At 43.9% G+C, this 24,307-nt stretch carries 19 protein-coding genes; 12 read left to right on the top strand and 7 right to left on the bottom strand.

Going from position 1 to position 24,307, the window contains the following annotated elements; all coding sequences use genetic code 11:
* The first annotated feature begins 14 nt into the window (after positions 1–14).
* A complete protein-coding gene (gene proS / locus QVO88_RS00425) occupies positions 15–1,457 on the top strand; it encodes a proline--tRNA ligase (protein WP_022286562.1) in 1,443 nt (480 codons plus the stop codon).
* A gap of 78 nt (positions 1,458–1,535) precedes the next feature.
* Here proS and QVO88_RS00420 read toward each other — a convergent pair whose 3' ends face one another.
* A complete protein-coding gene (locus QVO88_RS00420) occupies positions 1,536–2,561 on the bottom strand; it encodes a CPBP family intramembrane glutamic endopeptidase (protein WP_022286561.1) in 1,026 nt (341 codons plus the stop codon).
* Between the two features lie 248 nt (positions 2,562–2,809).
* On the opposite strand from QVO88_RS00420, the gene htpG reads away from it, so the two are divergent.
* From htpG to QVO88_RS00370, 10 genes are all read left to right on the top strand, one after another.
* Positions 2,810–4,699, top strand: coding sequence for a molecular chaperone HtpG (gene htpG, locus QVO88_RS00415; protein WP_022286560.1), 1,890 nt, complete (start codon positions 2,810–2,812; stop codon positions 4,697–4,699).
* A 333-nt stretch (positions 4,700–5,032) separates the two neighbouring features.
* Entirely contained in the window at positions 5,033–5,869 is an 837-nt protein-coding gene (locus tag QVO88_RS00410) for a PRD domain-containing protein (protein WP_022286559.1), read from the top strand.
* A gap of 108 nt (positions 5,870–5,977) precedes the next feature.
* On the top strand, positions 5,978–8,131 hold the full coding sequence (locus QVO88_RS00405; RefSeq protein ID WP_022286558.1) for a PTS transporter subunit IIABC: 2,154 nt from the start codon (positions 5,978–5,980) through the stop codon (positions 8,129–8,131).
* A 19-nt stretch (positions 8,132–8,150) separates the two neighbouring features.
* Positions 8,151–8,408 carry an HPr family phosphocarrier protein gene (locus tag QVO88_RS00400; protein ID WP_022286557.1) on the top strand — a complete coding sequence of 86 codons (258 nt, stop codon included), beginning with the start codon at positions 8,151–8,153 and terminating at the stop codon, positions 8,406–8,408.
* A gap of 133 nt (positions 8,409–8,541) precedes the next feature.
* Positions 8,542–10,176 (top strand): phosphoenolpyruvate--protein phosphotransferase, encoded by a 1,635-nt coding sequence (gene ptsP / locus QVO88_RS00395; RefSeq protein ID WP_022286556.1) that lies wholly within the window; start codon positions 8,542–8,544, stop codon positions 10,174–10,176.
* A 220-nt stretch (positions 10,177–10,396) separates the two neighbouring features.
* Positions 10,397–10,957 (top strand): RNA polymerase sigma factor, encoded by a 561-nt coding sequence (locus QVO88_RS00390; RefSeq protein WP_265290851.1) that lies wholly within the window; start codon positions 10,397–10,399, stop codon positions 10,955–10,957.
* The gene (locus QVO88_RS00385; protein ID WP_022286554.1) at positions 10,950–11,753 is read left to right on the top strand and encodes a hypothetical protein; all 804 of its coding nucleotides are present in this window, start codon (positions 10,950–10,952) and stop codon (positions 11,751–11,753) included. Before QVO88_RS00390 ends, QVO88_RS00385 begins: the two co-directional genes overlap by 8 nt.
* Before the next feature lie 51 nt (positions 11,754–11,804).
* Positions 11,805–13,427, top strand: a complete 1,623-nt coding sequence (locus QVO88_RS00380) for a von Willebrand factor type A domain-containing protein (protein WP_022286553.1) — start codon at positions 11,805–11,807, stop codon at positions 13,425–13,427.
* Between the two features lie 154 nt (positions 13,428–13,581).
* Positions 13,582–14,037, top strand: a complete 456-nt coding sequence (locus QVO88_RS00375; protein ID WP_022286552.1) for a LytTR family DNA-binding domain-containing protein — start codon at positions 13,582–13,584, stop codon at positions 14,035–14,037.
* Positions 14,034–14,738, top strand: coding sequence for a hypothetical protein (locus QVO88_RS00370; protein WP_022286551.1), 705 nt, complete (start codon positions 14,034–14,036; stop codon positions 14,736–14,738). The genes QVO88_RS00375 and QVO88_RS00370 overlap by 4 nt, the downstream gene beginning before the upstream one ends.
* Positions 14,739–14,803: 65 nt before the next feature.
* Here the strand turns inward: QVO88_RS00370 and QVO88_RS00365 are convergent, their stop codons facing one another.
* The 3 genes from QVO88_RS00365 to QVO88_RS00355 form a co-directional block, all read right to left on the bottom strand.
* On the bottom strand, positions 14,804–15,598 hold the full coding sequence (locus QVO88_RS00365) for an ABC transporter ATP-binding protein (RefSeq protein ID WP_022286550.1): 795 nt from the start codon (positions 15,596–15,598) through the stop codon (positions 14,804–14,806).
* A 10-nt stretch (positions 15,599–15,608) separates the two neighbouring features.
* Entirely contained in the window at positions 15,609–16,580 is a 972-nt protein-coding gene (locus QVO88_RS00360; protein WP_022286549.1) for an ABC transporter permease, read from the bottom strand.
* A gap of 86 nt (positions 16,581–16,666) precedes the next feature.
* Positions 16,667–17,689 carry an ABC transporter substrate-binding protein gene (locus tag QVO88_RS00355; RefSeq protein WP_022286548.1) on the bottom strand — a complete coding sequence of 341 codons (1,023 nt, stop codon included), beginning with the start codon at positions 17,687–17,689 and terminating at the stop codon, positions 16,667–16,669.
* A gap of 218 nt (positions 17,690–17,907) precedes the next feature.
* On the opposite strand from QVO88_RS00355, the gene QVO88_RS00350 reads away from it, so the two are divergent.
* Positions 17,908–20,298 (top strand): CotH kinase family protein, encoded by a 2,391-nt coding sequence (locus QVO88_RS00350; protein WP_022286547.1) that lies wholly within the window; start codon positions 17,908–17,910, stop codon positions 20,296–20,298.
* Positions 20,299–20,350: 52 nt separating this feature from the next.
* Here QVO88_RS00350 and QVO88_RS00345 read toward each other — a convergent pair whose 3' ends face one another.
* The 3 genes from QVO88_RS00345 to QVO88_RS00335 form a co-directional block, all read right to left on the bottom strand.
* Positions 20,351–21,541, bottom strand: coding sequence for a metallophosphoesterase (locus tag QVO88_RS00345; RefSeq protein WP_022286546.1), 1,191 nt, complete (start codon positions 21,539–21,541; stop codon positions 20,351–20,353).
* 79 nt (positions 21,542–21,620) lie between these two features.
* Complete coding sequence (locus tag QVO88_RS00340) at positions 21,621–22,727, bottom strand: ATP-binding protein (protein ID WP_022286545.1); 1,107 nt, start codon at positions 22,725–22,727, stop codon at positions 21,621–21,623.
* A gap of 125 nt (positions 22,728–22,852) precedes the next feature.
* Positions 22,853–24,163, bottom strand: coding sequence for an MATE family efflux transporter (locus QVO88_RS00335; RefSeq protein ID WP_022286544.1), 1,311 nt, complete (start codon positions 24,161–24,163; stop codon positions 22,853–22,855).
* Positions 24,164–24,307 lie beyond the last annotated feature (144 nt).

Genomic DNA, 24,307 nt, shown 5'->3' with positions numbered 1-24,307 from the left:
AAGAGGTTTTATAAATGGCTAAGGATAAGAAAATGGTTGACGCGATAACCTCCATGGACGAGGATTTCGCAAAGTGGTATACTGATATATGTATGAAGGCTGAGCTTGTTTCATACACAAGCGTAAAGGGCTGTATGGTAATAAGACCTTACGGCTACGCAATATGGGAGAATATCCAACATATACTTGACACAAAGTTCAAGGAGCTTGGTCATGAAAATGTTTGCATGCCTATGTTTATCCCTGAGAGCCTGCTTCAGAAGGAGAAAGACCACGTTGAGGGCTTTGCTCCTGAGGTAGCTTGGGTAACATACGGCGGAAGTGAAAAGCTTGAAGACAGACTTTGCGTAAGACCGACGTCTGAAACGCTTTTCTGCGAGCATTATGCTAATATAGTTCATTCCTACAGAGATCTTCCTAAGCTTTACAATCAGTGGGTATCTGTTGTACGTTGGGAAAAAACAACAAGACCATTTCTTCGTTCAAGAGAGTTCCTGTGGCAGGAGGGTCATACTATCCACGAGACACCTGAGGAGGCTATCGAGGAGACAGAGAGAATGCTCAACGTATACGCTGATTTCTGCGAGAAGCAGCTTGCTATGCCGGTCGTAAAGGGCAGAAAGACAGAGAGCGACAAGTTCGCAGGTGCAGAAGCAACGTACGCTATTGAGGCTCTTATGCACGACGGCAAGGCTTTGCAGGCAGGCACTTCGCATTACTTTGGCGATGGCTTTGCAAAGGCTTTCGATATCACTTATACTGGAAGAGATAATAAGCTTGCACACCCATTCCAGACATCATGGGGCGTTACGACAAGGCTTATCGGTGCAGTTATAATGACACACGGCGACGATAACGGACTTGTTCTGCCACCTGCTGTTGCACCTGTTCAGGTAGTTATCGTACCTATAGCACAGCACAAAGAGGGCGTTCTTGACAAGGCTAACGAGCTTTACAACACACTTAAAAATGCAGGCATAAGAGTTAAGCTCGACGATTCAGAGCAGTCACCTGGCTGGAAGTTTGCACAGTATGAGATGAAGGGCGTTCCTGTAAGACTTGAAATTGGTCCAAAGGATATTGAGAACGATCAGTGTGTGCTTGTTACAAGACACAACAGAGAAAAGGTATTCTGCAAGCTTGGTGAGCTTGTTGAAACAGTAAATGAAAGACTTCAGGCTGTTCATGATGGTCTTTATGCGAAGGCACTTGAAAACAGAGAAAGACGTACCTATGTTTGCAAGACACTTGACGAGATAACAAAGGCTCTTGAGGAAAAGGGCGACGGCTTTGTTAAGGCAATGTGGTGCGGCGATGAAGCTTGCGAGGATAAGGTAAAGGAACTCACAGGAGTAGGTTCAAGATGTATCCCGTTCGAGCAGGAAGAGATAGCAGATACCTGCGTATGCTGTGGAAAGCCTGCGAAACATATGGTGCTTTGGGGCAAGGCTTATTAATAGGCTTTTTGGATAAAAAAATATCGGGTGGCTGTCAATTTGTTATTGGCAGTCACCCGTTTTTTTTGTTTGTGATTTTTAGCTGTTTGCTTGGACAAGACTCTTTATTATCGGTATGATAAGGCAGAGCATATATACTATAGTGGCAGGGTTTGTAAAGACATATCTGCGACATTCTTTCGGTGTAAGCACGTTTTCGCTGTCATCAATGATAAGCTTTTTAAGGCTTGTGAAAAGAACCATAAAGCCTACCAGACCTATGACTATCTCAGCAACGCTCATGAAGGTTTCATAGTGTTCAAGCCCTATTGCATCAGATATGGACGAGAAGTTTGCAAGCAGATTGTTTAGACAGTGTATTATAACTGTTGGCAGTATCGAGCCGCACTTTGCGGCGATAATAGCGTAAACAAGTCCTGTGCCGAATGCCGAAGCCGCCTGAGGGATATTTCCGTGCATAAGTCCGAATGCAAGTGCCGAGAAAAGCACCGCCGCACCCCTTCCGTATGGGCTTAGAGCCGTGAGGATCGCTCCACGGTAGATAAATTCCTCCACGATAGGGGCTATTATCACAACGTATGAGAACTGCACTATTACTGCAAGGGCAGAGGGCTGATGAATGGAAAAATCGCTTGTGGGAACTGTCACTCCGTTTTGACCAAGTATACCCGTGAGGATAGATATGAGCTGTGACAGCAGAATGTTTATCACAAAGCAGGCTGAAAACCATTTTAACCCTTTTACTGCCGTGTCTTTTTTCGGCTTTATGAAGCTTGATTCTCGTTTTCGGAAAAGTATAGCAAAAACTATCCCAAAAACAAGCACGCTCATAAGAGTGATAAACAAATTTGCCGTCATGGAAAAAGTAGTTGAGCTTATAAAAGCGGTCTGCTTTTTCAGATAGCTGAGAACTGCCGAGTAGCTAAGAGTGAATTTTCCTGAGTGGTAAGTGTATGCAACGTAAAAGAATAACACTGCGAATATCCTGTTCAGCAGGTTGTATAAAATGAGCAGAAGTGAAATTTTCACGCAATCTATAGTAAGAAGTTTCTTTTCCTGCTGTTTTTCAGGGGTCAGCAGAGAAACAGACTTTTTGGTAGTCAAATAATATTCCTCCCTTGTTCGGTCTTATCTATATATTATAACACACAACATGGTGCTTTTGCAAATGGTATTTTGTCAGGTATGTGATAAAATGTTATGGATTTGTAAATAAATAAGAGAAATTTTGTGATAACTATTGCATTTTATCAACCTTGTTGTATAATATAATTAGCACTCAAATAGATAGAGTGCTAATTATATTGCTAACAATACTGAAAAGTAAAAAAATAAGGAAAGGTCGAGGTTTTATGCAGACAAAAGAATTTAAGGCAGAATCCAAAAGACTGCTTGATATGATGATCAATTCGATCTACACTCATAAGGAGATTTTTCTCAGAGAGATAATCTCAAATGCAAGCGACGCTATTGATAAGCTGTATTTCAAGTCCCTGACAGACACTTCTGTGGGAATAAAAAAGAGCGACTTCGCTATCAATATCGCTATCGACAAGGAAAACAGAACGCTTACAGTTTCTGATAACGGCATCGGTATGACCGAGGAGGATCTTGAAAACAACCTTGGTACTATCGCAAACTCAGGCTCGTTCGCTTTCAAGAAAGACAATGACCTTGGGGATGATGTTGATATCATCGGTCAGTTCGGTGTAGGCTTCTATTCTACTTTTATGGTAGCAAAGGAAGTTACCGTTGTAACAAAGGCTTTTGGCAGCGATCAGGCTTACAAGTGGACATCTGACGGTGTTGAGGGCTACACAATAGAAGAGTGTGACAAGCCTGACGGCGTCGGCACAACTATCACACTTAAACTCAAGGACGATACTGATGACGAGAAGTATTCAACATATCTTGATCAGTATCAGATACAGTCACTTGTAAAGAAATATTCTGACTACATCAGATTCCCTATCAGAATGGAAGTCGAGCATACTCATTATAATGAGGAGGGTAAAGAGCCTGAGGTACACAAGGCTATCGAAACCCTTAACAGCATGACCCCTATCTGGAAGAAGAACAAGAGCGAGCTAAAGGACGAGGATTACAACAACTTCTATATGGAGAAGTTCGGCGACTATGAGCCACCTGTTGCACATATCCATTCAAAGAACGAGGGCGTTGCCACATATGACGCACTGCTTTATATACCTGCCCGTGCGCCTTTTGACTATTACTCAAAGGACTATGAAAAGGGACTCCAGCTTTATTCAAGCGGTGTAATGATAATGGAAAAGTGTGCAGACCTGCTTCCTGACTGGTTCAGCTTTGTAAAGGGTGTTGTTGACTCTGAGGATCTCTCACTGAACATCTCCCGTGAGCTTTTACAGCAGGACAGACAGCTCAAGATAATCGCAAAGAACCTTGAAAAGTCCATAAAGAACGAGCTTGCAAAGCTTCTGAAAAACGATCGTGAGAAGTATGAGAAGTTCTACAGCGTATTCGGGCTTCAGTTCAAGTTTGGCATTTATCAGTCATACGGCGCTGCAAACGAAACTCTGAAAGATCTCCTTATGTTCCCGTCCTCATTTGACGGCAAGAACGTTACACTCAAAGAGTATGTTTCAAGAATGAAAGAAGATCAGAAAGAGATCTACTATGCCTGCGGCGAAACAAAGGAAAGGATCGAAATGCTCCCTCAGCTTGAAAAGATCAAGGATAAGGGCTATGAAGTTCTTTACTTTACACAGGACGTTGACGAGTTCGCTATCAAGGTGATGATAAACTATGACGGCAAGCCTTTCAAGTCCATAAGCGACGCTGATCTCGACCTTGACACAGAGGAAGAAAAGGAAGAGGCTAAAAAGCTTGACGAAGAGAACAAGGATATGTTCACTTTCATGCAGGAAGCTATCGCTGACAAGGTAAAGACAGTTCGTCTTTCAAAGAAGCTTAAAACTCACCCTGTTTGTCTTTCATCAGACGGCAGCATAACTATCGAAATGGAGAAGGTCCTCAACGCTATGCCTCAGAATGACGGCAATAAGGTAAAGGCTGAAAAGGCACTGGAGATAAATCCAAATCACCCTATCTTTGAGAAGCTGAAAGACCTCTATGCTAACGATAAGGACAAGCTGAAAGACTATACAAAGCTTCTTTACGATCAAGCTTTGCTTATCGAGGGTATGTCTATCGACAACCCTGTTGAGTTTGCAAACCTTGTTTGCGAGCTTATGACAAAGTAATAAAGCTATACAGATACTCTCTTAACATACCGAAAGCCGTGGGGACAGCAGTGTTTCCACGGCTTTTTGTGCTTTTCAGGCTGATAATTGTAGGTTTTATACAAAACAAAATGAGTTTATTTGTTAAAAAAACAGATTCAGAAAACAAATTTTATGTATGCTGTTGACAAATAAATGCAGGTGTGTTAATATAATTATAGTGAAATTGATACATAACATCTTTTATTGGAGTGTTACCTTTCATTTATAGACTGGGCATGACCAACTTTGTACGAACATATTGTGTGAGTTCGTATTAAGGTTGGTTTTTTTATTTTATAGGGGGGATTTTTAATGAAAATAATCAAGGTGATAAATAATAACACCGTAAGCGTCATAGACGATAAAGGAAAAGAGCAGATAATCTCAGGCAAGGGAATAGGCTTTGGAAAAAAATACGGCGACGAGCCTGATAAGGATAAGATTCAGAAAATGTATCTTGTCACAGACTCAGAGCTTAGAAAAAGACTTATCGAGTGCCTGACCGAGATACCATATGAGCATATAAAGCTTACGGCAGATCTTGTGGACTATATTTCTTCACATATCGACGGACAGCTAAACGAGTCGCTCATAATAACACTTTCAGACCACATCTCATTTGCCATTGAAAGAAAAAAGCAGGGACTTGAATTTGATAATCCTCTTATGGACGCCATAAGCGACTGCTTCCCGAAGGAGCTTGCTCTTGGAAGATATTGCGTGGCGGAGATATATCAGCGTTTGGGCGTTGAGCTAAGGGGTGATGAAGCGGGCTTTATCGCAATGCACATCATAAACGCAAGGCTCGGCACAAAAATGGAACAGATACAGGATATCACTAAAATGGTGAACAGCTGTGCTGAGATAGCGGACGCTTGTCTGGCAGGGAAGATAAACAAGAACTCGGTGGCATATGAAAGATTTCTTGTGCATTTAAAATATCTTGCGAAAAGACTCTTCAAATCTCAGGAGCTTCCTAATGTTCTCAGCAGGGACGAGGAGTTCGCTGATATCATAAAAAAGAAATTCAAAAAGCAGTATAAATGCGCAAAGCATATGCAGGATCATATTTTGAAGAATTATGCTAAAACTATATCGGAAGATGAAATGATAACTCTTTCGATTCATCTGAAGAAAATAAGCGGATAGGCATTGTTGCCACAGCTTATATATAATGTATTCGCTGCGGTATTATCATTAACGGTACCATAATGATAATTCGCCTGAGATATAATTTTTTTGGAGGATATTATTATTATGAAGGATAAAATTTTCAGCGTATTGCAGCGTGTGGGACGCTCTTTCATGCTCCCTATCGCACTGCTGCCGGTGGCGGGTCTGCTTCTTGGAATAGGCAGTTCTTTCACCAACGCCACAACTATCGAAACCTATCATCTTGGCAAATTCATCTATGAGGGCGGTGTGCTTTACACTATACTTGACATAATGAGCAAAACGGGAAGCGCCGTTTTCGATAACCTTGCGCTTCTGTTTGCAATGGGCGTTGCTATCGGAATGGCAAAGAAGGAAAAAGAAGTCGCAGCCCTTTCGGGTGCTATCGCCTATATCGTAATGAACACCACTATCAGCGCACTTATCACCGCAAAGGGCGGCGTTGAGGCAATGGCAGAAAATTCCACAACGACAGTGCTTGGTATTACCACGCTGCAAATGGGCGTTTTCGGCGGTATCCTTGTAGGACTTGGCGTTGCGGCACTGCACAACAAGTTCTATAAAACAGAACTTCCGCAGGTGCTCTCATTCTTCGGCGGAACAAGATTTGTTCCTATCGTTTCAACTGTCACATACCTTATTGTTGGTATCATAATGTTCTATCTGTGGCCTGTAGTACAGCTTGGTATCTCAAAGCTTGGCGTGCTTGTACTCAACTCAGGTTATGCAGGCACTTGGATATATGGAATACTTGAACGTGCTCTTATCCCGTTCGGACTTCATCACGTTTTCTATATGCCTTTCTGGCAGACAGAGCTTGGCGGCTCGATGATGATAGACGGCAACATGGTAGCAGGCGCACAGAACATCTTCTTTGCAGAGCTTGCTTCAAAGTCAACAGAAGTTTTCTCAGTATCGGCAACAAGATTTATGGCAGGAAAATTCCCGTTCATGATATTTGGTCTTCCTGCTGCAGCATTTGCAATGTACAAAACTGCTCGTCCTGAAAAGAAAAAGGTAGTAGGAAGCTTGCTTCTGTCAGCGGCTCTTACTTCAATGATTACAGGTATAACAGAGCCTTTGGAGTTCACATTCCTGTTCGTTGCACCTCTTATGTACGCTGTTCATTGTGTATTGGCAGGACTTTCCTATATGCTTATGCACATTCTTAACGTTGGCGTTGGAATGACGTTCTCAGGCGGTCTTATAGACATGACCCTCTTCGGAATTTTGCAGGGCAACGCAAAGACCCACTGGATATGGATAGTTGTTGTGGGGCTTATCTATGCAGTTGTTTACTACTTTGTGTTCTACTTTATGATAACAAAGATGAATCTTAAAACACCTGGCAGAGAGCCTGATGACGTTGAACCTAAGCTTTATCGCAGAAGCGACGTGAACGAGGCTAAGGCGGCAAAGGTAAAGAGCACAGACAAGAGGGCTTCAGACGTTGTAAGCGCAATGATACTCAAAGGTCTTGGGGGTAAAGATAACCTTTCAGATGTTGACTGCTGTGCAACAAGACTTAGAGTTACAGTAAATGACGCCTCAAAGGTCATGGACGATATGCTCAAGGCCAGCGGTGCTTCAGGCGTTATCCACAAGGGCAACGGCATTCAGGTCATTTACGGACCAAAGGTCTCAGTTATAAAATCAGATCTTGAGGATTTTATCGACTCGCCATACAGCGATGACCCTGACAGCATTACCGGCACTGAGAAAGCTTCTGATAAAATAGAAGAAAAACCGCAGACCGAGGGTGCAGAAAACACAGAAACTAACGGCAAGACAATAACGCTTTACTCCCACATGAACGGCACTGCCGTTAAGCTTGAGGACGTTGAGGACGAGGTGTTCTCACAAAAGATACTCGGCGAGGGCGCAGCCGTTGAGCCGTCAGAGGGCAAGCTTTATGCTCCATGCGACGGAAAGATAGACAGCGTTTTTGACACAAAGCATGCCGTAAATATGGTATCGGACGATGGAGTGGAGATACTTCTCCATATCGGTATCGACACTGTAAAGCTTGGCGGACAGTATTTTGAGGCCCATGTCAGTGACGGTCAGGAGGTCAAGAAAGGCGACCTGCTCATAAGTTTTGATATGGATAAGATAAAAGCCGCAGGCTATAAGGTGACAACGCCTTTGATAATAGGCAACACGGACGATTATGCGTCTGTTGAACCTGTTGCACAAAACAGCGTTTCGGCAGGAGATATGATCTTGAAGATAAAATAATTATTTGGAGGTATTCATCATGAAAACATTTAGCTACACTATCACAGACGAAGTTGGTATCCACGCAAGACCGGCTGGACTTCTTGCAAAGAAAGCAAAGGAGTTCGAGAGCGTTTGCACTATCGAAAAGGGCGGAAAGAGCGTGAACATCACAAAGCTTATGGCTCTTATGGGTCTTGGCGTTAAGCAGGGCGATACTGTTACTGTTACCTGCGAGGGTGCAGACGAGGACAAGGCTTCCGAAGCACTCAAGGCATTTTTTGAGGAAACACTTTAATTATTATCTGTCAGCTGGGCGGTAAAAGCCGTCCAGCCGACGGGACGTTTCTGCGGCGTGTTCGCAGGGGCGTCCCATCGGCTGGAAAAAGCGTGAAAAATAATAAGATCTATGAGAAAAGGGGCGAATATTTATGACTAAGTATACAGGAAAAGGCGTTTACGGTGCGGTAGCAATGGGTAAGATCTCAGTATTCAAAAAGCAGGATACCGCTATAAAACGTATTCACACAGAAGACAGCGAGGGGGAAAAGAAACGAGTTGCCAAAGCTAAGCAGGCAGCCACAGAACAGCTCCAGAGCATTTATGACAAGGCTCTCAGGGAGGTGGGCGAAACAAATGCTCAGATCTTTGAGATACACATGATGATGCTTGAAGATGATGATTATAACGAGTCCATAGAGAATATCATCGACAGCCAGAAGGTCAACGCAGAATATGCAGTGGCAGTGACGGCAGACAACTTTGCGGAGATGTTCGCATCAATGGACGATCCTTATATGCAGGCAAGAGCCGCAGATGTAAAGGATATTTCCAACAGGATCATCGCAAACCTCACGGGCAATGTCAGCGACGGCTCAGCAGGTGACGACAAGATGATAGTTTGTGCTGATGATCTTGCACCAAGCGAAACTATATCTCTTGATAAAGACAAGGTGCTTGCCTTCGTTACTGCACATGGCTCATCAAATTCACATACAGCTATCCTTGCAAGAAATATGAACATACCTGCGGTAATAGGCGTAGGAAGCAAATTCCTGTCAGAAATAAAGGACGGCGACTTTGCTATTGTTGACGGTTTTACAGGGGAGATTTTCGTTGACCCTGATGAAAAGACCACCGCTGAGCTTACCGCAAAGCAGAAAGCAGACGAGGAGAAAAAGCGTCTTTTGCAGACCCTCAAAGGCAAGGAGAATGTCACAAAGGACGGTAAAAAGATAAACATTTATGCAAATATCGGAAGCGTTGACAACATCGGTGCTGTGCTTCTCAATGACGCAGGAGGAATAGGTCTTTTCAGAAGCGAGTTTCTCTATCTTGAAAACTCAGATTTCCCTACAGAGGAACAGCAGTTTCATGCTTATAAGCGTGTTCTTGAGAGCATGGCAGGGAAAAAGGTCATCATAAGAACGCTCGATATCGGTGCTGACAAGCAGGTGGATTATTTCGGTCTGAAAAAAGAGGAAAACCCAGCTTTGGGATACAGAGCAATAAGAATTTGTCTTACAAGACCTGAGATATTCAAAACTCAGCTCAGAGCGCTTTTCAGAGCTTCCGTATACGGCAATCTGGGCATAATGTTCCCTATGATAACAAGCGTTTCAGAGGTAGAAAAAGCCCTTGCTATGTGTGGTGAAGTCAAGGCTGAGCTTAAAGAACAGGGTATAACAGTTTCTGACAGCGTTGAGCTTGGCATCATGATAGAGACCCCTGCGGCGGCTATCATAAGCGATAAGCTTGCAAAGCTTGTGGACTTTTTCAGCGTTGGCACTAATGACCTCACTCAGTATACCCTTGCTTGCGACAGACAGAACCCTGATATAGAGCAGTTCTGCGACACTCACCATGAGGCTATACTTAGACTTATTGAAATGTCTGCAGAGAATGCCCACAAGAACGGCGCATGGATAGGTATATGCGGCGAGCTTGCGGCTGACACTACTCTCACAGAAACCTTCCTGAGAATGGGCATTGACGAGCTTTCAGTTTCTCCGACCTTTGTTCTTAAGGTAAGGGACGCTGTAAGAAATATTGACCTCTCCAAATGATTTCTCATAGATCTTCACACGAAGAACACATCCTCGTTCATATGGACGGGGGTGTGTTCTTTTATTTGACAGATATGCTTTAATGTGCTAAAATATCTTATCGGCACAATCGTGTTTGTACATAAGTTTGTTGTTAATACACAAAAAATAAAAGTAAAATTTGTATACTATTTTGCCATAAAATCTCCCATGCAGAATCGTATATAAGTTATCGAGGGGTGTGAAAGACTTGACCGACACTGAGTTCGATTTCAGGGTGGAGCTGATCCTGAAAAATGACAAAAACGGGCTTAGGGAGATCTATCAATGCTACGGCAAGGTGATATATAACATCATGCTTGACATTGTGAAAAGTCCTCAGGACGCTGAGGACCTCACATCAGATTTTTTCCTAAAGCTATGGGACACCGCAGGTCAGTACCGAAAGGGAACGGGGCATAAGCGATATCTGACTGTAATGGCGAAAAATCTCGCTCTTGACTTTATCAGAAAAAGGCGGCACGAAACGCCGACCCTTGACGATGATGAAGTAGGGCACAAAGAACAGCAGGACAGTATGCGGGTAGACGACGATGTGATCGGAAAGCTCACCTTCGAGGAGGCTTTGAAGCTGCTTTCAGAGGGCGAAAGGGATATCCTGAACATGAGGCTTGGAATGGATATGACATTTCGTGAGATAAGTCGGGCAGTGGGGAAGCCGCTGGGTACTGTCACATGGAAATACCGTCAGGCTGTTTTCAAACTAAAAAAGACCATAAAGGAGGACAGTATCTATGGCTAAGAACATAAAATTTCTTTACAAAAAGCATATTTCTGATACTGCCCCTGACATGGAAAAGCTTTGGGACAGGATAGAGGGACAGCTTGAAAACAAAACGGACAAAGATCAGACACAGATAAAAGTAAGCCGCAGAAATTACAGAAAATTTGCAGCGGCAGCAGCCTCGCTCGTGCTTATTATCGGCGGCGTAAGCCTTTACGCCGATATCCGCTCAGAGTCGGACAGTGTTTCAAAGCATAGCGTAGAAACGGCTGACAAGGCTAGGCTTGAAAACAGAGAAGAAAAGACATACGAACAGCTCAGTTTCAGCCACACAGACACAAAGGCTTATGAGGACAGCTACATTCCAAAGGGCGATGATTATTTCACAGAGGACAGCGTTCTGGAAGATACAGACTTCTTTGCAGATGTGACAGTGCTTTCAGCAAGGCTCGACAGCGACAGCGCACATTACACCCTGAGAATAAACAGCCTTGTATCAAAAACAGGAGAAGAAAGCAAAACAAATATCACCATTGAAAGCTCTACCCCTTATATCATGCAGGAAAACAGAGAATATTTCATACCACTGAGGAAAGAAAACGGCACTTATTCTATGGCCTTTGAAAATGCACCTCAGATAGAAATTTCTCTTGACGGGGATATCGTTTTTCAAAACGGCTGGAAAAGTCTTGACGATGACTCGGGTATTCTTAAAGACTCGCAGAAAAGCAAGAACGATTATTTCTATGACCGAATGAGATATTCCTCGAAAAACGATCTGCAAGACCTGCTTGCTAAGTGGAGGACTATGTAGCTAACAACGCAAGGGCATATCGCCCACGCTATTTTACGGGAGATGACAGCTATGAAAAAGACAACTTCAAACAGCATAAAAAGAAACTTGACCATGACTCTGTCGCTTATGATGACGGCGACAATGCTTGCTTCATGCGGAAGCGGTTATGACGGCTCGGAGAGCAGAAAGAGCGGCAGCTATAACAATGAAAGAACAACTACGGGAAACTACAGATACAGCAATGTTACAGCCGGAGATACTGACGGCACGGCGAATATAGGAGGGGGTTACAATACCGAGGAATATAACCACCTGACGGAAAACGGCTATAAGCTCGTTTCAGACGAACCGCTTTCCACCTTTTCCACAGACGTTGACACGGCTTCCTACACAAACGTGAGAAGAATGATAAATGATGGCTGGGAGGTCGACCCTGACGCTGTTAGAACAGAGGAGTTCATAAACTATTTCAAGTATGACTATGAAAAGCCTACGGAGGGCGCGGTGTCTATAAATACCGAGCTTTCTGATTGTCCTTGGAACAGTGAAGCAAAGCTTATGCTGGTGGGGCTTCAGGCAAGGGAAGCAAAGGTCAAGGACGTTCCTACAAACCTTGTTTTCCTCATAGACGTGAGCGGCTCAATGGAGGACGAGGATAAGCTTCCTCTTGTTCAGCAGGCTTTCTCAATGCTTGCTGAAAACCTTGGGGCTGATGACAGAGTTTCTATCGTCACTTATGCAGGCAGCGACAGCGTTGTTCTTGAGGGCGAAAGTGGCGACAACAGCGAGGAGATAGTTTCAGCACTTAACAGCCTGTCAGCAGGCGGCTCGACAGCAGGTGCGGCAGGAATTACCACAGCTTACAAGCTTGCAGAGGAGTATTTCATAGAGGACGGCAACAACAGAGTTATCCTTGCAACTGACGGCGATCTGAACGTTGGTCTGTCAAGTGAAGAAGAGCTTACCGACCTTATATCACAAAAGCGTGACTCAGGGGTATATCTCTCAGTGCTTGGCTTCGGCTCAGGAAACTATAAGGATAACAGGCTTGAAGCCCTTGCTGATAACGGCAACGGAAACTATGCTTATATCGACAGCGTTGACGAAGCAAAAAGAGTGCTTGTAACAGAAATGAGCGGAACTCTTTTCACTGTCGCAAAGGACGCAAAGGTGCAGATAGAGTTTAATCCCGAAAATGTTTCAGCATACAGGCTGGTGGGCTATGAAAACAGAATTCTCAATGACGAAGACTTTGAAGACGATACAAAGGACGCAGGCGATATCGGCTCGGGTCAGCAGGTCACGGTTTTGTATGAGATAGTGCCAAATAACGGCAATGAAAAGTCGCTGAAATATCAGGATAACGAGAGCAAGGCTGAAACCAACGAGCTCAGCGGAGAAATGCTCACAGTTTCAGTGAGGTATAAAGACCCGGAGGCGAGCGAAAGCAAGCTTATAGACAAGTCTGTTATGTGTTCTGACTATACAGAGGCTGTGTCACAGAATTTTGCAAAGGCTTGCTCTGCGGCAGAGTTTGCAATGTTGCTTAGAAACAGCGACTATGCAAGCGGTCTTACCGCTCAGGGCGTTGTGGATTATATGGAACAAAACAATGTTGACAACAGCGAGCTTTTTGAACTCATATACAAATATATGCAAAACGGCACGGGCAGCGAGGCAAGCTACTGGTAAAAAACTAAATCAAGGGGGTGCTGCATGGTCAGCACCCCTTTGGACCATAAAATTTACCTCTTGCATAGAAATCTGCACCTGTCAGCCAAAAGAGGTTTACATGAAAAGAAAAATAGATTATAATAAGGCTGTCAGATAAAACGGGGGTGAAAGCGTGAAGGTCAGGATAGAGATAGACGAGAATATGTCTGAAGACGAGATAGTCATAAGGTGCGCCCAGCCCGATGAACGTGTGCTTAAAATGAAAAGGGCGGCTGAGTCCGCTGAGAGCGAGCCTGAGATAGCTTTTTTCAAAGACGCAGTTCAGTTCTATCCTCCCCTTGATTCCATACTGTTTTTTGAAACAGGGGAACATAATCTTAACGCTCATACCTCTGACGACGTTTTTCAAGTGAAAATGAAACTTTTCGAGCTTGAAGAGATACTTCCACGAAAGTTCGTGCGGGTGTCAAAATCAGCAATCGTGAATGTAAAGCACATCTATTCCGTTGAGCGAAACATAACCTCTGCAAGCCTTATAAGCTTTGCAGGCACTCACAAACAGCTTTACGCCTCACGAAGCTATTACAAGCTTTTGAAGCTCAGACTTGGAGAAAGGAGATTTCTATGAAAAACAAAAATCTTATATGGGGCTTGTTCTTTATCCTTGCAGGCGTTGCGCTTATCCTTGACCGCACAGGTCTGCTTGGAAGTGTAAGCGTGTGGAGCGTTGTGATCTCACTGCTCCTCGTTCCTGTTATCGTAACGAGCGTCAGACACCTTAACTTCTGGGGAATATTCTTCCCTATGGCTATCATGGCGATACTCTTTGACGAAACTCTCGGTATCGAGAAGTTCACCCCATGGCCTGTTTTGGGTGCGGCACTGCTTCTCAGCGTGGGATTTTCATTTATTTTCCCTTACCGCTACAGGTTTACACAAAGCAAGTGGACCACCCACACTACCGATAATCCTGCATGGGATAAATCCTCAGACAACGGGGAATATGTGCGTATCGACGCAAAATTTTCAGGCTGCACAAAATATATAACCTCAAAGGTATTGAAAAGAGTTGACATAAGCTGCCGTTACAGCGGTATGGAGGTGTACTTTGATTCTGCCGATATGGCAGGAAACGAAGTCGAGCTGAATGTTGATGTGCTTTGCGGCGGAGTGGAGCTTTATATCCCGAAGAACTGGGGCATAAAGGTGGAAGCCGACTGCGTTCTTGGCGGAATAGACCAGCCTAACGGAGCTTATGATGAAAAAGAAAAGATCCTTATCATAAAGGGCAGAGCAAAGATCGCAGGAATAGATATAACATATGTTTAGTCTTATGTGAAAGAACAAAAGTAAAAGCTGCGGAGGGAAAACTCCGCAGCTTTTTGTATGTCTGATTATTCTTGAAGTATCATCTTGTCTGAAAGTTCGTCCTCGGCGGTGTCGGAATAAAGCTTCATAAGCTTTTCCACCGTCATGTTTGCTCTCTGCTCGCCCTCGATAGTAAGAAGCAGTTTGCCTTGGCTCATTACGATAGTCTTGTTGCCGTATTCAATGGCATTTGAAATGTTGTGTGTTATCATAAGAGTAGTCAGTGCGTTTTCTTTTACTATTTTTTCGGTTATCCTCATGACCTTTTCTGCGGTCTTAGGGTCAAGTGCCGCAGTGTGTTCGTCAAGAAGCAGAAGCTTTGGTGTAACGATAGTCGCCATAAGCAATGTGAGCGCCTGTCGCTGTCCGCCTGAGAGCAAGCCCACAGGCATTTTCATTCTGTCCTCAAGACCTAAGTCAAGCTCCTTGAGTCTTTCTCTGAACACTGAAACGTCCTTTTTCCTGATACCGATAGTCAGCGAACGACGCTTTCCACGGCTGTAGGCAAGGCCGAGATTTTCCTCTATGGTCATGTTTGGCGCAGTTCCTCTCAGCGGGTCTTGGAAAAGCCTGCCTATAGTTCTTGCGCGTTGGTGCTCCTTTAGGTGAGTGATGTTCTTTCCGTCAAGGAATATCTTGCCGGTGTCAGCCTCGTAGCTGCCACTGATAACGTTCATAAGTGTGGATTTTCCTGCACCATTTGAACCTATTACAGTAACGAAATCTCCGTCAGCCACATCAAGGTCTATGTGCTGGAGTGCCTTACGCTCGTTGGCAGTGTTCTTGTTGAAGGTTATGTTTATATTTTCAAGCTTAAGCATTTTAAACCTCCTATTTGTCACTGCATACACGCTTGTATGCCTTTGTGATATACTTCTTGATAGCAGGCAGAGAGATAGCAAGGGCAACTATGCAGGCTGAGAAAAGCTTTGTGTAGTTGCTGTCCATACCGAGATTCATTGCAAAAGCAAGAACAAATCTGTATGCTATCGCACCGAATATCGCCGCAAGTATTCCGCAGAGGATCGAGTGCTTGCTGAAGAATATCTCACCAATAATGATAGAAGCAAGACCTACCACCAGCATACCTGTACCGCTGTTTGAGTCGCCTGCCGAGGAATACTGAGCGTACATTGCGCCTGAAAGGGATACCAAAGCGTTTGCAATGGCAAAGCCCATTATCTTCATTCTGTCTGAGTTTATTGAAGAAGCCCTTACCATGTATTCATTGTCGCCTGTGGCTCTAAGTGACATTCCTGCCTGAGTTTTAAGAAACCAGAAAAGCAGAACAGCCGCAATAACAAGCACGATACCTGCCGCCGCAAGCTTGTAATAGTCGCCGAAATATTTCTGTGCCATTGTAAATATAGTATCTTTCTTATAGAGTGAAATATTAGGTCTGTCCATGATTTTCAGGTTTATGGAGTAAAGAGCCGTCATTGTGATTATTCCTGCAAGTATAGGCTGAACGTTGAGTTTTGTGATAAGTATTCCCGTCACGCTTCCTGCGATAGCTCCTGCAACTATTGACAGCAGTATGCCCTTGATAGGGTCGCCGTTGAAAGCTTGCATAACTGATACTGCAACGCCAAGGGTGAAAGTTCCGTCTACTGATAGGTCAGGGATATCAAGTATCCTGAATGAGATGAATATTCCAAGTGCAAGGATAGAAAAAACAAGACCCTTTTCAAATGTTCCCGTAACAACGCTTTCCGTGAGCTGAGTGTTTATTATCACAAGAAGTAAGATCAAAAGCACAGCTTTCGGTATAAGCGAGATAACTGTTTTCTTATTCAGTTTCATATAATTTTCCTTTCAATAAAAAATAGCAGGGAGCGAAAGTCCCGCTCCCTACTATTATACTATGTTTGATTTGATTTTGCAATAGTTTAATTAAAGTAAACTGTCTTTTCTCCGTTTGCAATATCGTCAGGAATAGTGATACCGATCGTGTCAGCAGTTGTCTTGTTGATATAAGTGCTGAGGTCTTCGTTGAATACCTTTATTGGTATCTCGGAAGCCTTCTTTTCACCGCTGAGTATCTGAGCTGCCATGTTTGCAGTTTCCTTTCCAAGGTCGGAATACTCGATACCAACAGTGCCAAGACCGCCGTCCATTACCATTGAGTCAGCGCCAACGAACATTGGAACCTTCGCCTTGTTCATAACTTCTGTAACTGTACCCATAGCGCCTGCGATAGTGTTGTCGTTAGGTGAGAATACAGCGTCGCACTTTGCGGCAAGGTTCTGAGCAGCTTCCTGCACCTCGGATGTGTTTGAAGCAGCGCCTTCGATAACAGTGATACCCTTTTCCTCACAGTAAGCCTTTACTTCTTTAAGGGTAGAAACTGAGTTGTCCTCGCCTGTGTTGTAAAGATAACCGAGAGTTTTTATTTCAGGCTTCATTTCAAGCGCAAAGTCAAGTATCTTTGTGATAGCGAGCTTGTCAGATGTGCCTGTGATGTTTGCCCCTGTGCTTTCAAGCGAGTCACAAAGACCTGCACCGATAGGGTCTGTTACTGCGGAGAATACTACAGGTATCTCCTCAGAGTATGGAGCTGCGAGCTGTGCGCATGGTGTTGTGATAGCGATGATGATATCGTCACCGTCAGCCTTGAACTGGTCGAGTATTTGCTGAACAGTTGTTGACTCGTTATTAGCCTGCTGAGCGTCGATAGTGCAGTTTTTGCCGTCAACATAGCCAAGCTCTGCAAGTCTGTCAATAACAGCATCTCTGATAGTGTTGAGAGATGTATGCTCCATTATCTGAACAATGCCTATCTTATAGTGCTTTTCTGATGAGCCGCCTGCCTTTGAATCGTTGGAGGAGTCCTCCTTAACGCCGCATGACGCAAGAGCAGCCACAGCCATTACCGCTGCAGCGGCAAGTGCCAGAACTTTTCTTAACTTCATATATGTACCATTCCTTTCGTATTTACGGGGATTTTACCCTACTACTCTATTAAAGCACAGCCGTAAAAGTTTGTCAAGTAAAAGTTAAAAGGATTGTAGAAATAGTAAAAGCCACAGAGAAAATCCCCATGGATTTTGTATGTTTTGCAGTTGGTTGACAGAAATGTGAAAAAAGGCTATAATGATATCTGTAGTATTGCAGAGCAGGAGGTTTTGTATTGGGACTAAAAAGGGCTTTCGTGATAGGGCTTTGTCTTGCGGCGGTGGCAGCGGTGGTAATGCTCGCTGCGGTGATAATAAGACCGCCGAAAATATATATAAGCGAGATATGCCCCTCAAACAGCGAAACATCTAAGAAAACAGCTATGCAGGACAAAAACGGAGAACCAAGCGATTGGATAGAGATATATAATCCTACAAATAAAGATATTTCACTTACGGGATTTTCACTTTCAAAAAATGGCGGTGGAGATCAGCCTTTGGGCGGATATGTCATTAAAGCCCATGACTATATAATAGTATACTGCTCGTCAGCAGGCTTTGAAAATGCTGATTTTCCTCACGCTGATTTCAGCATAGGCAAGGTCAGCGAAGCGGAGATAATATTGAAATATGACTCGTTCCAGTGTGAGAGCATAAAAATGCCTAAGCTTAACAAGGGCGTGAGCTATTCTAAAAATGTCAAGGGTGAAATGTACGTTTCAGAGCCTACACCTCTTGCGGCGAATGCAGAGAAAACTATCGGAGATACACCTGTGTTTTCTCAGGCGGCAGGTAGCTATGAAAAGGCTTTTGACCTTGAGATAACCGCAGGAGAGAGTCAGACGGTGTATTATACCACCGACGGCACCGACCCTGCCACGTCAGACACAAGAAAGGTCTATGAAAATGCCCTGAGAATTGACGACAGGTCAGATGATGAAAATGTCCTTTCGGCTTATGACCCTATGAAGATACAGCTTGACTATCGTGACAGCATAAAACTGCCTGCCAAAAGTGCAGTTGATAAAGGCACTGTCATAAGAGCCTGCGCAGAGGGTACAAGCGGAAAGTGCGGAAAAACTGTTACTGCCACTTATTTTGTGGACGTTTCAAGTGCAGATCATAACGATCTGCCTATAGTATCCATTACCACCGATCCTGATGGGCTTTTCAACGAAAAAACGGGCATTTACTGTCTTGGGGACGTATACAAAGAATATGACGAAGAAAATCCCGACCACCCTTGGAACGGCTCTATCCCTGCAAACTACAATCAGCGTGGCAGAGAGTGGGAAAAGGAATGTTATGTTGAGTATTTCGACAGTGAGGGCAACAGCCTTATTTCTCAGGATTGCGGCATAAGGATACAAGGTGGCTGGTCTAGGGCGGATTATCAAAAGTCGTTCAGGCTTTATGCTCGAAACGATTACGGCAAAAGCTCTTTTGATACAGCTTTCTGGGATAGCTTTACAGATGTAAACGGCGAGGCTATCACCTCCTGCAAGACCTTTGTGCTTAGAAACGGCGGAAATGACGCCAATTACTCAAAGTTCAAGGACATGATGATACAAAATATGGTGTCAGGCAGAGGTGTTGAAACTCAGCAGGGAACAGCCTGCGTGGTGTTTATAGACGGTGAATACTGGGGACTTTATACCTTGCAGTCGGATTACAGCGACAGATATTTTGCGGATAGATATAATGTTGCAAAAAGCAACGTTGTCATGTATAAAAATGATAAGCTGAGCGAGGGTGAGGCTGAGGACGAAAAGCTTTTCAATGATATGTATAAGTTTATCACAGAAAACGATATGTCCATTGAGGAGAATTATCGCAAAGCCTGCGCAATGATAGATATGGATAACCTTGTGGAGTATGCCGCCACGGAAATGTATATCTTCAATGACGATTGGCCGCAGAACAACTATGCTTGCTGGCGCACAAGAACCATAGAGCAGGGCAATAGCTATGCAGATGGCAGATGGCGCTTTGTGCTTTTCGACACGGAATCGTCATGCTCGCATTATAACGAGAAGGATCTGGAAACAAATATGTTCTCGTATCTTAGAAGCCAAAGCTATACAAAGTTTGGCGGAATACTTTGCAGCCTTATAGATAACGAGGAATTTGATTTGAAGCTCACCTCGGCAATGTGTCAGCTTGGAAGCGTGAACTTTACTGCGGAGCGGTTCGGGGAGTATCTCGAATATTATAAGAATATCTATTACGGCGAGCTTGATAATTATTTCGACCGTTTTCCAACATGGGCAAACCTTGCGAAAGCTACAGACCCTATGATAATACGTTGGCAGAATTTTATTGAGGGAAGATATGATAAAGTGCTTGGCTATCTTGAAAGAGAGTTTGACTATTATGAGCGCAGAACAGTGAAGATATCAGCGGATAACGAGCAGGGAAGCGTTTTGATAGGGGGCGTTGAAATAGAAAGTGATTATAGCGGCACATATTTTGACGGCTGTGAGATAAAATTGAACGCACAAGCAAAATCAGGCTGGCATTTTGACCATTGGGAGGGCGTAAATGGCGATAATACCCAATCGGAGATAAAGGCTAAGGTGAATGGTGATATGAATATCAAAGCCGTTTTTGAAAAAGATATTGTTTAGCATAAAAAAGGTCTGTCACCAAAATCAAGTGACAGACCTTTTACTATATAACTTAACCTGCAAAATCAATATCTACAGAGCATATCTCAGCGTCAGTTCCTACCCTCATGAAAGTGCCGTATACACCAACACCAGAGGTGACAATGGAGTACATATTATCTTTCTTTATCATGCCACATGGGTTTTCCCAGAAAAGACCTATTGTCAGATTGCCTGGGAAAAGCTGCCCGTCATGTGTGTGACCTGAGAAATCTATGTCCGCACCTGCGTCAGCGGTCTTTTGAAGCTCGTCAGGCTCGTGGGAAAGCACGAATATCGGCTTGGTCTTGTCAAGATCTTTCGTAAGCTCTGATATCTCTGCACGAGTGCCGTCCTCAGTACCGGGCTTGTCAGTGTCACGCCTGCCCACAAGATAAAATTCATCGTTTATCAAAACAGACTCATCATTGATAAGCTTTATGTTACACTCTTTCATAAAGTTTGTCATTTTTTCACTATGAAGCTGCTTGCCACCCCAATCGAATGTGAAGCCCATGAGAATTTTTTCATCTATATCGTGGTTGCCGTAGACAGCATAAACACCATATTTGCTCTTTATGGACCTGAGCTGTGCCTTTATACCTTCGGGATCGTCCATGCCGTCATAGCTGTTGTCAAAAATATCTCCTGCTATTATAACAATGTCAGCGTCCTGCTGGTTTATTTTCTCAACCATGTTGGTGATGTGATCCACACCGATAGCGTAACCCATGTGCAGGTCAGCCACAAGCACAGCCTTTAAATGCTTGTCACTGCCGCATGACTTGTTGACAGTTACGCTGTATTCATTTACCTTGATGTTTCGTGCATTGAAAATGCCGTAAAGACAGGTCGCCACCGCACAAGCCACAACCACCGAACCTATGGAAATAACGCTTCCACGGGAAAAAAGCAGCGTGTTTTTGAGCTTCGTGTGCTTTGCGATAAGTCTTAGCAGGTCAAAAAGCACCACATACAAGAGTGAGTAGAGCATAATGCCTATCCAGTATGTAGAAAGTCGCCTTATGACGATAGCAACGGCGGATTTTGGAAGCAGAAAAGCTATAACAGGCGAAAGCGCCATGAAAAGATAGACCACTGCAAAAGGCACTTTGAAACGCAGCCAGTTAAATCTGTGGTTGCAGTGCTTCATCCAGTAGAAAAATCGGAACATCATGTATGATGATACGCCCAGATAAAAGGGCAGAAGAAATAGAAAGATCATTATTATGCCACCTTATAGATAAGTGAGGAATGAGGAGTGAGGAATGAGGAATTAAGGTATCGCCTGCGGCGATGATTTTTTATTCCTCTTTAAATCTCTCCAAAAAGCTGTGTCTGCCCTCGTCATCTTTGTATGCAATGACCTGATTGAGCATAACATTCTCCACACTCTTGAAAATGTTGTATTCCACCTGCGGATTAACAAGCTTTAGCTTTGCGATAAGCTGTTTTATCTCCATACGCTTTGATACTGTCCTGCTGTCAGGTGCGCAGGTGGTGCAGGTGTCGGTGAACTTGCAGGCACACTGTATGAAACGCAGCCCGTTATAGTCACGCCACCTTTTTATGTCGTCCTCTCTTACCATATAGAGAGGTCTTATAAGCTGCATACCCTCAAAATTCGTGCTGTTGAGTTTTGGCATCATTGTCTGTATCTGTCCGCCGTAAAGCATTGACATTAGTATAGTTTCGATAACATCATCATAGTGATGTCCAAGTGCGATCTTGTTACAGCCAAGTTCCTGTGCTTTGCTGTATAAATGACCTCTTCTCATTCGTGCGCACAGATAGCATGGATTTTTCTCCACATTGTATACAGAGTCGAAAATATCAGACTCAAACACTGTTATGGGTATTCCAAGCCGCTTTGCGTTGCGCTCGATTATCTCACGGTTTGCAGGGCTGTAGCCCGGATCCATAACAAGATATTTTACCTCGAAAGGGAACTTGCTGTGGCGGTGAAGCATTTGTATGAGCTTCGCCATGAGCATTGAATCCTTGCCGCCCGATATGCACACCGCTATCCTGTCATTAGGCTTTATAAGCTCATATTCGTTCACAGATTGTGTGAATCTGTTCCATATCTCCTTGCGGAATTTCTTTTGTATGCTCCGCTCAGCGTCCTGTGAGATATCCTCTACGACTTCTTTGGAAAGCTTTTCTCTCAGCCAGCCATAGTAGCCACCCTCCAGGTTTTCAGCGTCATAGCCAAGCTCTCGAAGCTTTTCGGCCTCAGTGTCGCTTATAAGTCCGCTTTTACAGCAGATAAGAAGCTTTTTGTCCTTTGGCAGGTCGCTTTTATCAAGCTTTTCGGCAGGGATGTTCACTGCTCCGTCAATGTGACCATACTCAAAAGAAAGCTCGTCCCTTATATCTATTATCAGCGTGTTGCCGCTTGTGTTTATCATTTGTCAGTTGACCTCCGCAAAATTTATCACTACCCTTTATAATATCACAAAAATCACCGTTTTTCAAGCTTTATGCACAAATACGCAAAAATAAAAAGGCAAAGCCTGATGCTTTGCCTTTTGTTTTATGTCTTGTGTCTGTTTCTTATATAGAATATTATGGATATTGCCGCTACGATAAATTCCGTGACAGGATAAGCAAGCCATACGCCAGTTAATCCTGCTGCCTTGGACATAATGAAAGCCATTGGCACGATAAGAGCAAAGCCCCTTAATATGGTGATGGTCTGGGCTGGTATGATTTTTTCAGAAGCCGCAAAAAATGCAGATATTATTATATTGAAGCCTGAGAAAAACAATCCGGTGAAGTATATTTTCATGCCGTCCTCTGCCATGCGCTGAAGAGAGTCGATATGCTCGCTGTTGAATATAGCGGCGATAGGCGTTGTGAAAAATGCAATAGCAAGGTAAACCATAAGCGCAATCACAAGCTGTGATATAACAGAATATCTCAGCACTGCTCTAAGACGGTCTTTGTTGCCAATGCCGTGAGCAGCACTGATAAGCGGCTGACCGCCTTGTGCGATACCGGTGAATATGGATACAGCCACAATGGAAGTATTCGCTATCACTGCATAAGCTGCAACTCCTGTGTTGCCTGCAAGACCAAGTATTATTATATTGAACGCAAGCACTACGATGCCTGATGAAAGCTCAGTTATAAGCGACTGCACGCCTATGGATAATATGCCGCCAAAAGTTCTCCCTTCGTGCCTTGCCCTGACGATATGGAAGCTGTTCTTTTTGCGGAATTTGTATATGCTCAGTATGCAAAGGCTTATGACAGGCGAAAGCCCTGTTGCAAGGATAGCTCCGAAAATGCCCATATCCAGCGGGAAAATGAACACATAGTCAAGTATTATGTTTGAAAAGCTTCCCGTAAGCATTGCCGCCATTGAAAGCTTTGGGTTTCCGTCATTTCTTATAAAGCAGTTGAAAGTGTCGTTAAGCACAAAGAACGGTCCGAACATCATAAGCACTTTTAGGTAGGTATTAGTCATGCCCACAACGCTGCCCTTTGCACCAAGAAGCTTTGCAAGTGGCATTGAGAAAAACGCTCCGCCCAAAAAGTATATCGCTCCAAGCACCAGAGCCATAAGCAGTGCACAGGTGAAAACTCTGCTTCCTGCTTCGTCACGTCCCTGACTTTTGTATATTGCAAACTTTGTCGCTCCGCCCATGCCGATCATAAGTCCGGTGCCGTGGATAAGGCTGTATATTGGAATGGCGATATTCAGTGCAGTTACGCCGTCTGCACCCATGCCCTTTGCGACAAAGAACGTGTCCGCAAGGATATAGCACGATACACCTATCATTCCAAGAACGTTCAGAGAAGCGTATCTGGCAAAGTCCCTAAGATGTGAATTTTTCTTCATTTTTACCCTCCGTTTATCCCACAAAAAAACGCCGAACACCGCTGTCTTTTAAAGCCTAACGACAGCAGGTCCGACGCAAAACTTCTACCCGGCGGCAGAAGTAAGCCTTAAACATATAAGATTATAACAGAGTATAAAGGCATT

The sequence above is a fragment of the Ruminococcus sp. CAG:57 genome (genome assembly GCF_000435935.1).
Taxonomy (GTDB): Bacteria; Bacillota; Clostridia; order Oscillospirales; family Ruminococcaceae; genus Hominimerdicola; species Hominimerdicola aceti.
Note: the sequence above shows the minus strand (reverse complement) of the source record. Positions and strands in the feature narration are given on the sequence as shown.

Excerpts from the sequence above, each read along its gene's own strand:
- QVO88_RS00335 (WP_022286544.1), bottom strand. The coding sequence starts at position 24,163 with ATGAAGAAAAATTCACATCTTAGGGACTTTGCCAGATACGCTTCTCTG.
- htpG (WP_022286560.1), top strand. The coding sequence starts at position 2,810 with ATGCAGACAAAAGAATTTAAGGCAGAATCCAAAAGACTGCTTGATATG.
- QVO88_RS00355 (WP_022286548.1), bottom strand. The coding sequence starts at position 17,689 with ATGAAGTTAAGAAAAGTTCTGGCACTTGCCGCTGCAGCGGTAATGGCT.
- ptsP (WP_022286556.1), top strand. The coding sequence starts at position 8,542 with ATGACTAAGTATACAGGAAAAGGCGTTTACGGTGCGGTAGCAATGGGT.
- QVO88_RS00410 (WP_022286559.1), top strand. The coding sequence starts at position 5,033 with ATGAAAATAATCAAGGTGATAAATAATAACACCGTAAGCGTCATAGAC.
- QVO88_RS00370 (WP_022286551.1), top strand. The coding sequence starts at position 14,034 with ATGAAAAACAAAAATCTTATATGGGGCTTGTTCTTTATCCTTGCAGGC.
- QVO88_RS00380 (WP_022286553.1), top strand. The coding sequence starts at position 11,805 with ATGAAAAAGACAACTTCAAACAGCATAAAAAGAAACTTGACCATGACT.
- QVO88_RS00345 (WP_022286546.1), bottom strand. The coding sequence starts at position 21,541 with ATGATCTTTCTATTTCTTCTGCCCTTTTATCTGGGCGTATCATCATAC.
- proS (WP_022286562.1), top strand. The coding sequence starts at position 15 with ATGGCTAAGGATAAGAAAATGGTTGACGCGATAACCTCCATGGACGAG.
- QVO88_RS00340 (WP_022286545.1), bottom strand. The coding sequence starts at position 22,727 with ATGATAAACACAAGCGGCAACACGCTGATAATAGATATAAGGGACGAG.
- QVO88_RS00360 (WP_022286549.1), bottom strand. The coding sequence starts at position 16,580 with ATGAAACTGAATAAGAAAACAGTTATCTCGCTTATACCGAAAGCTGTG.
- QVO88_RS00385 (WP_022286554.1), top strand. The coding sequence starts at position 10,950 with ATGGCTAAGAACATAAAATTTCTTTACAAAAAGCATATTTCTGATACT.
- QVO88_RS00365 (WP_022286550.1), bottom strand. The coding sequence starts at position 15,598 with ATGCTTAAGCTTGAAAATATAAACATAACCTTCAACAAGAACACTGCC.
- QVO88_RS00400 (WP_022286557.1), top strand. The coding sequence starts at position 8,151 with ATGAAAACATTTAGCTACACTATCACAGACGAAGTTGGTATCCACGCA.
- QVO88_RS00405 (WP_022286558.1), top strand. The coding sequence starts at position 5,978 with ATGAAGGATAAAATTTTCAGCGTATTGCAGCGTGTGGGACGCTCTTTC.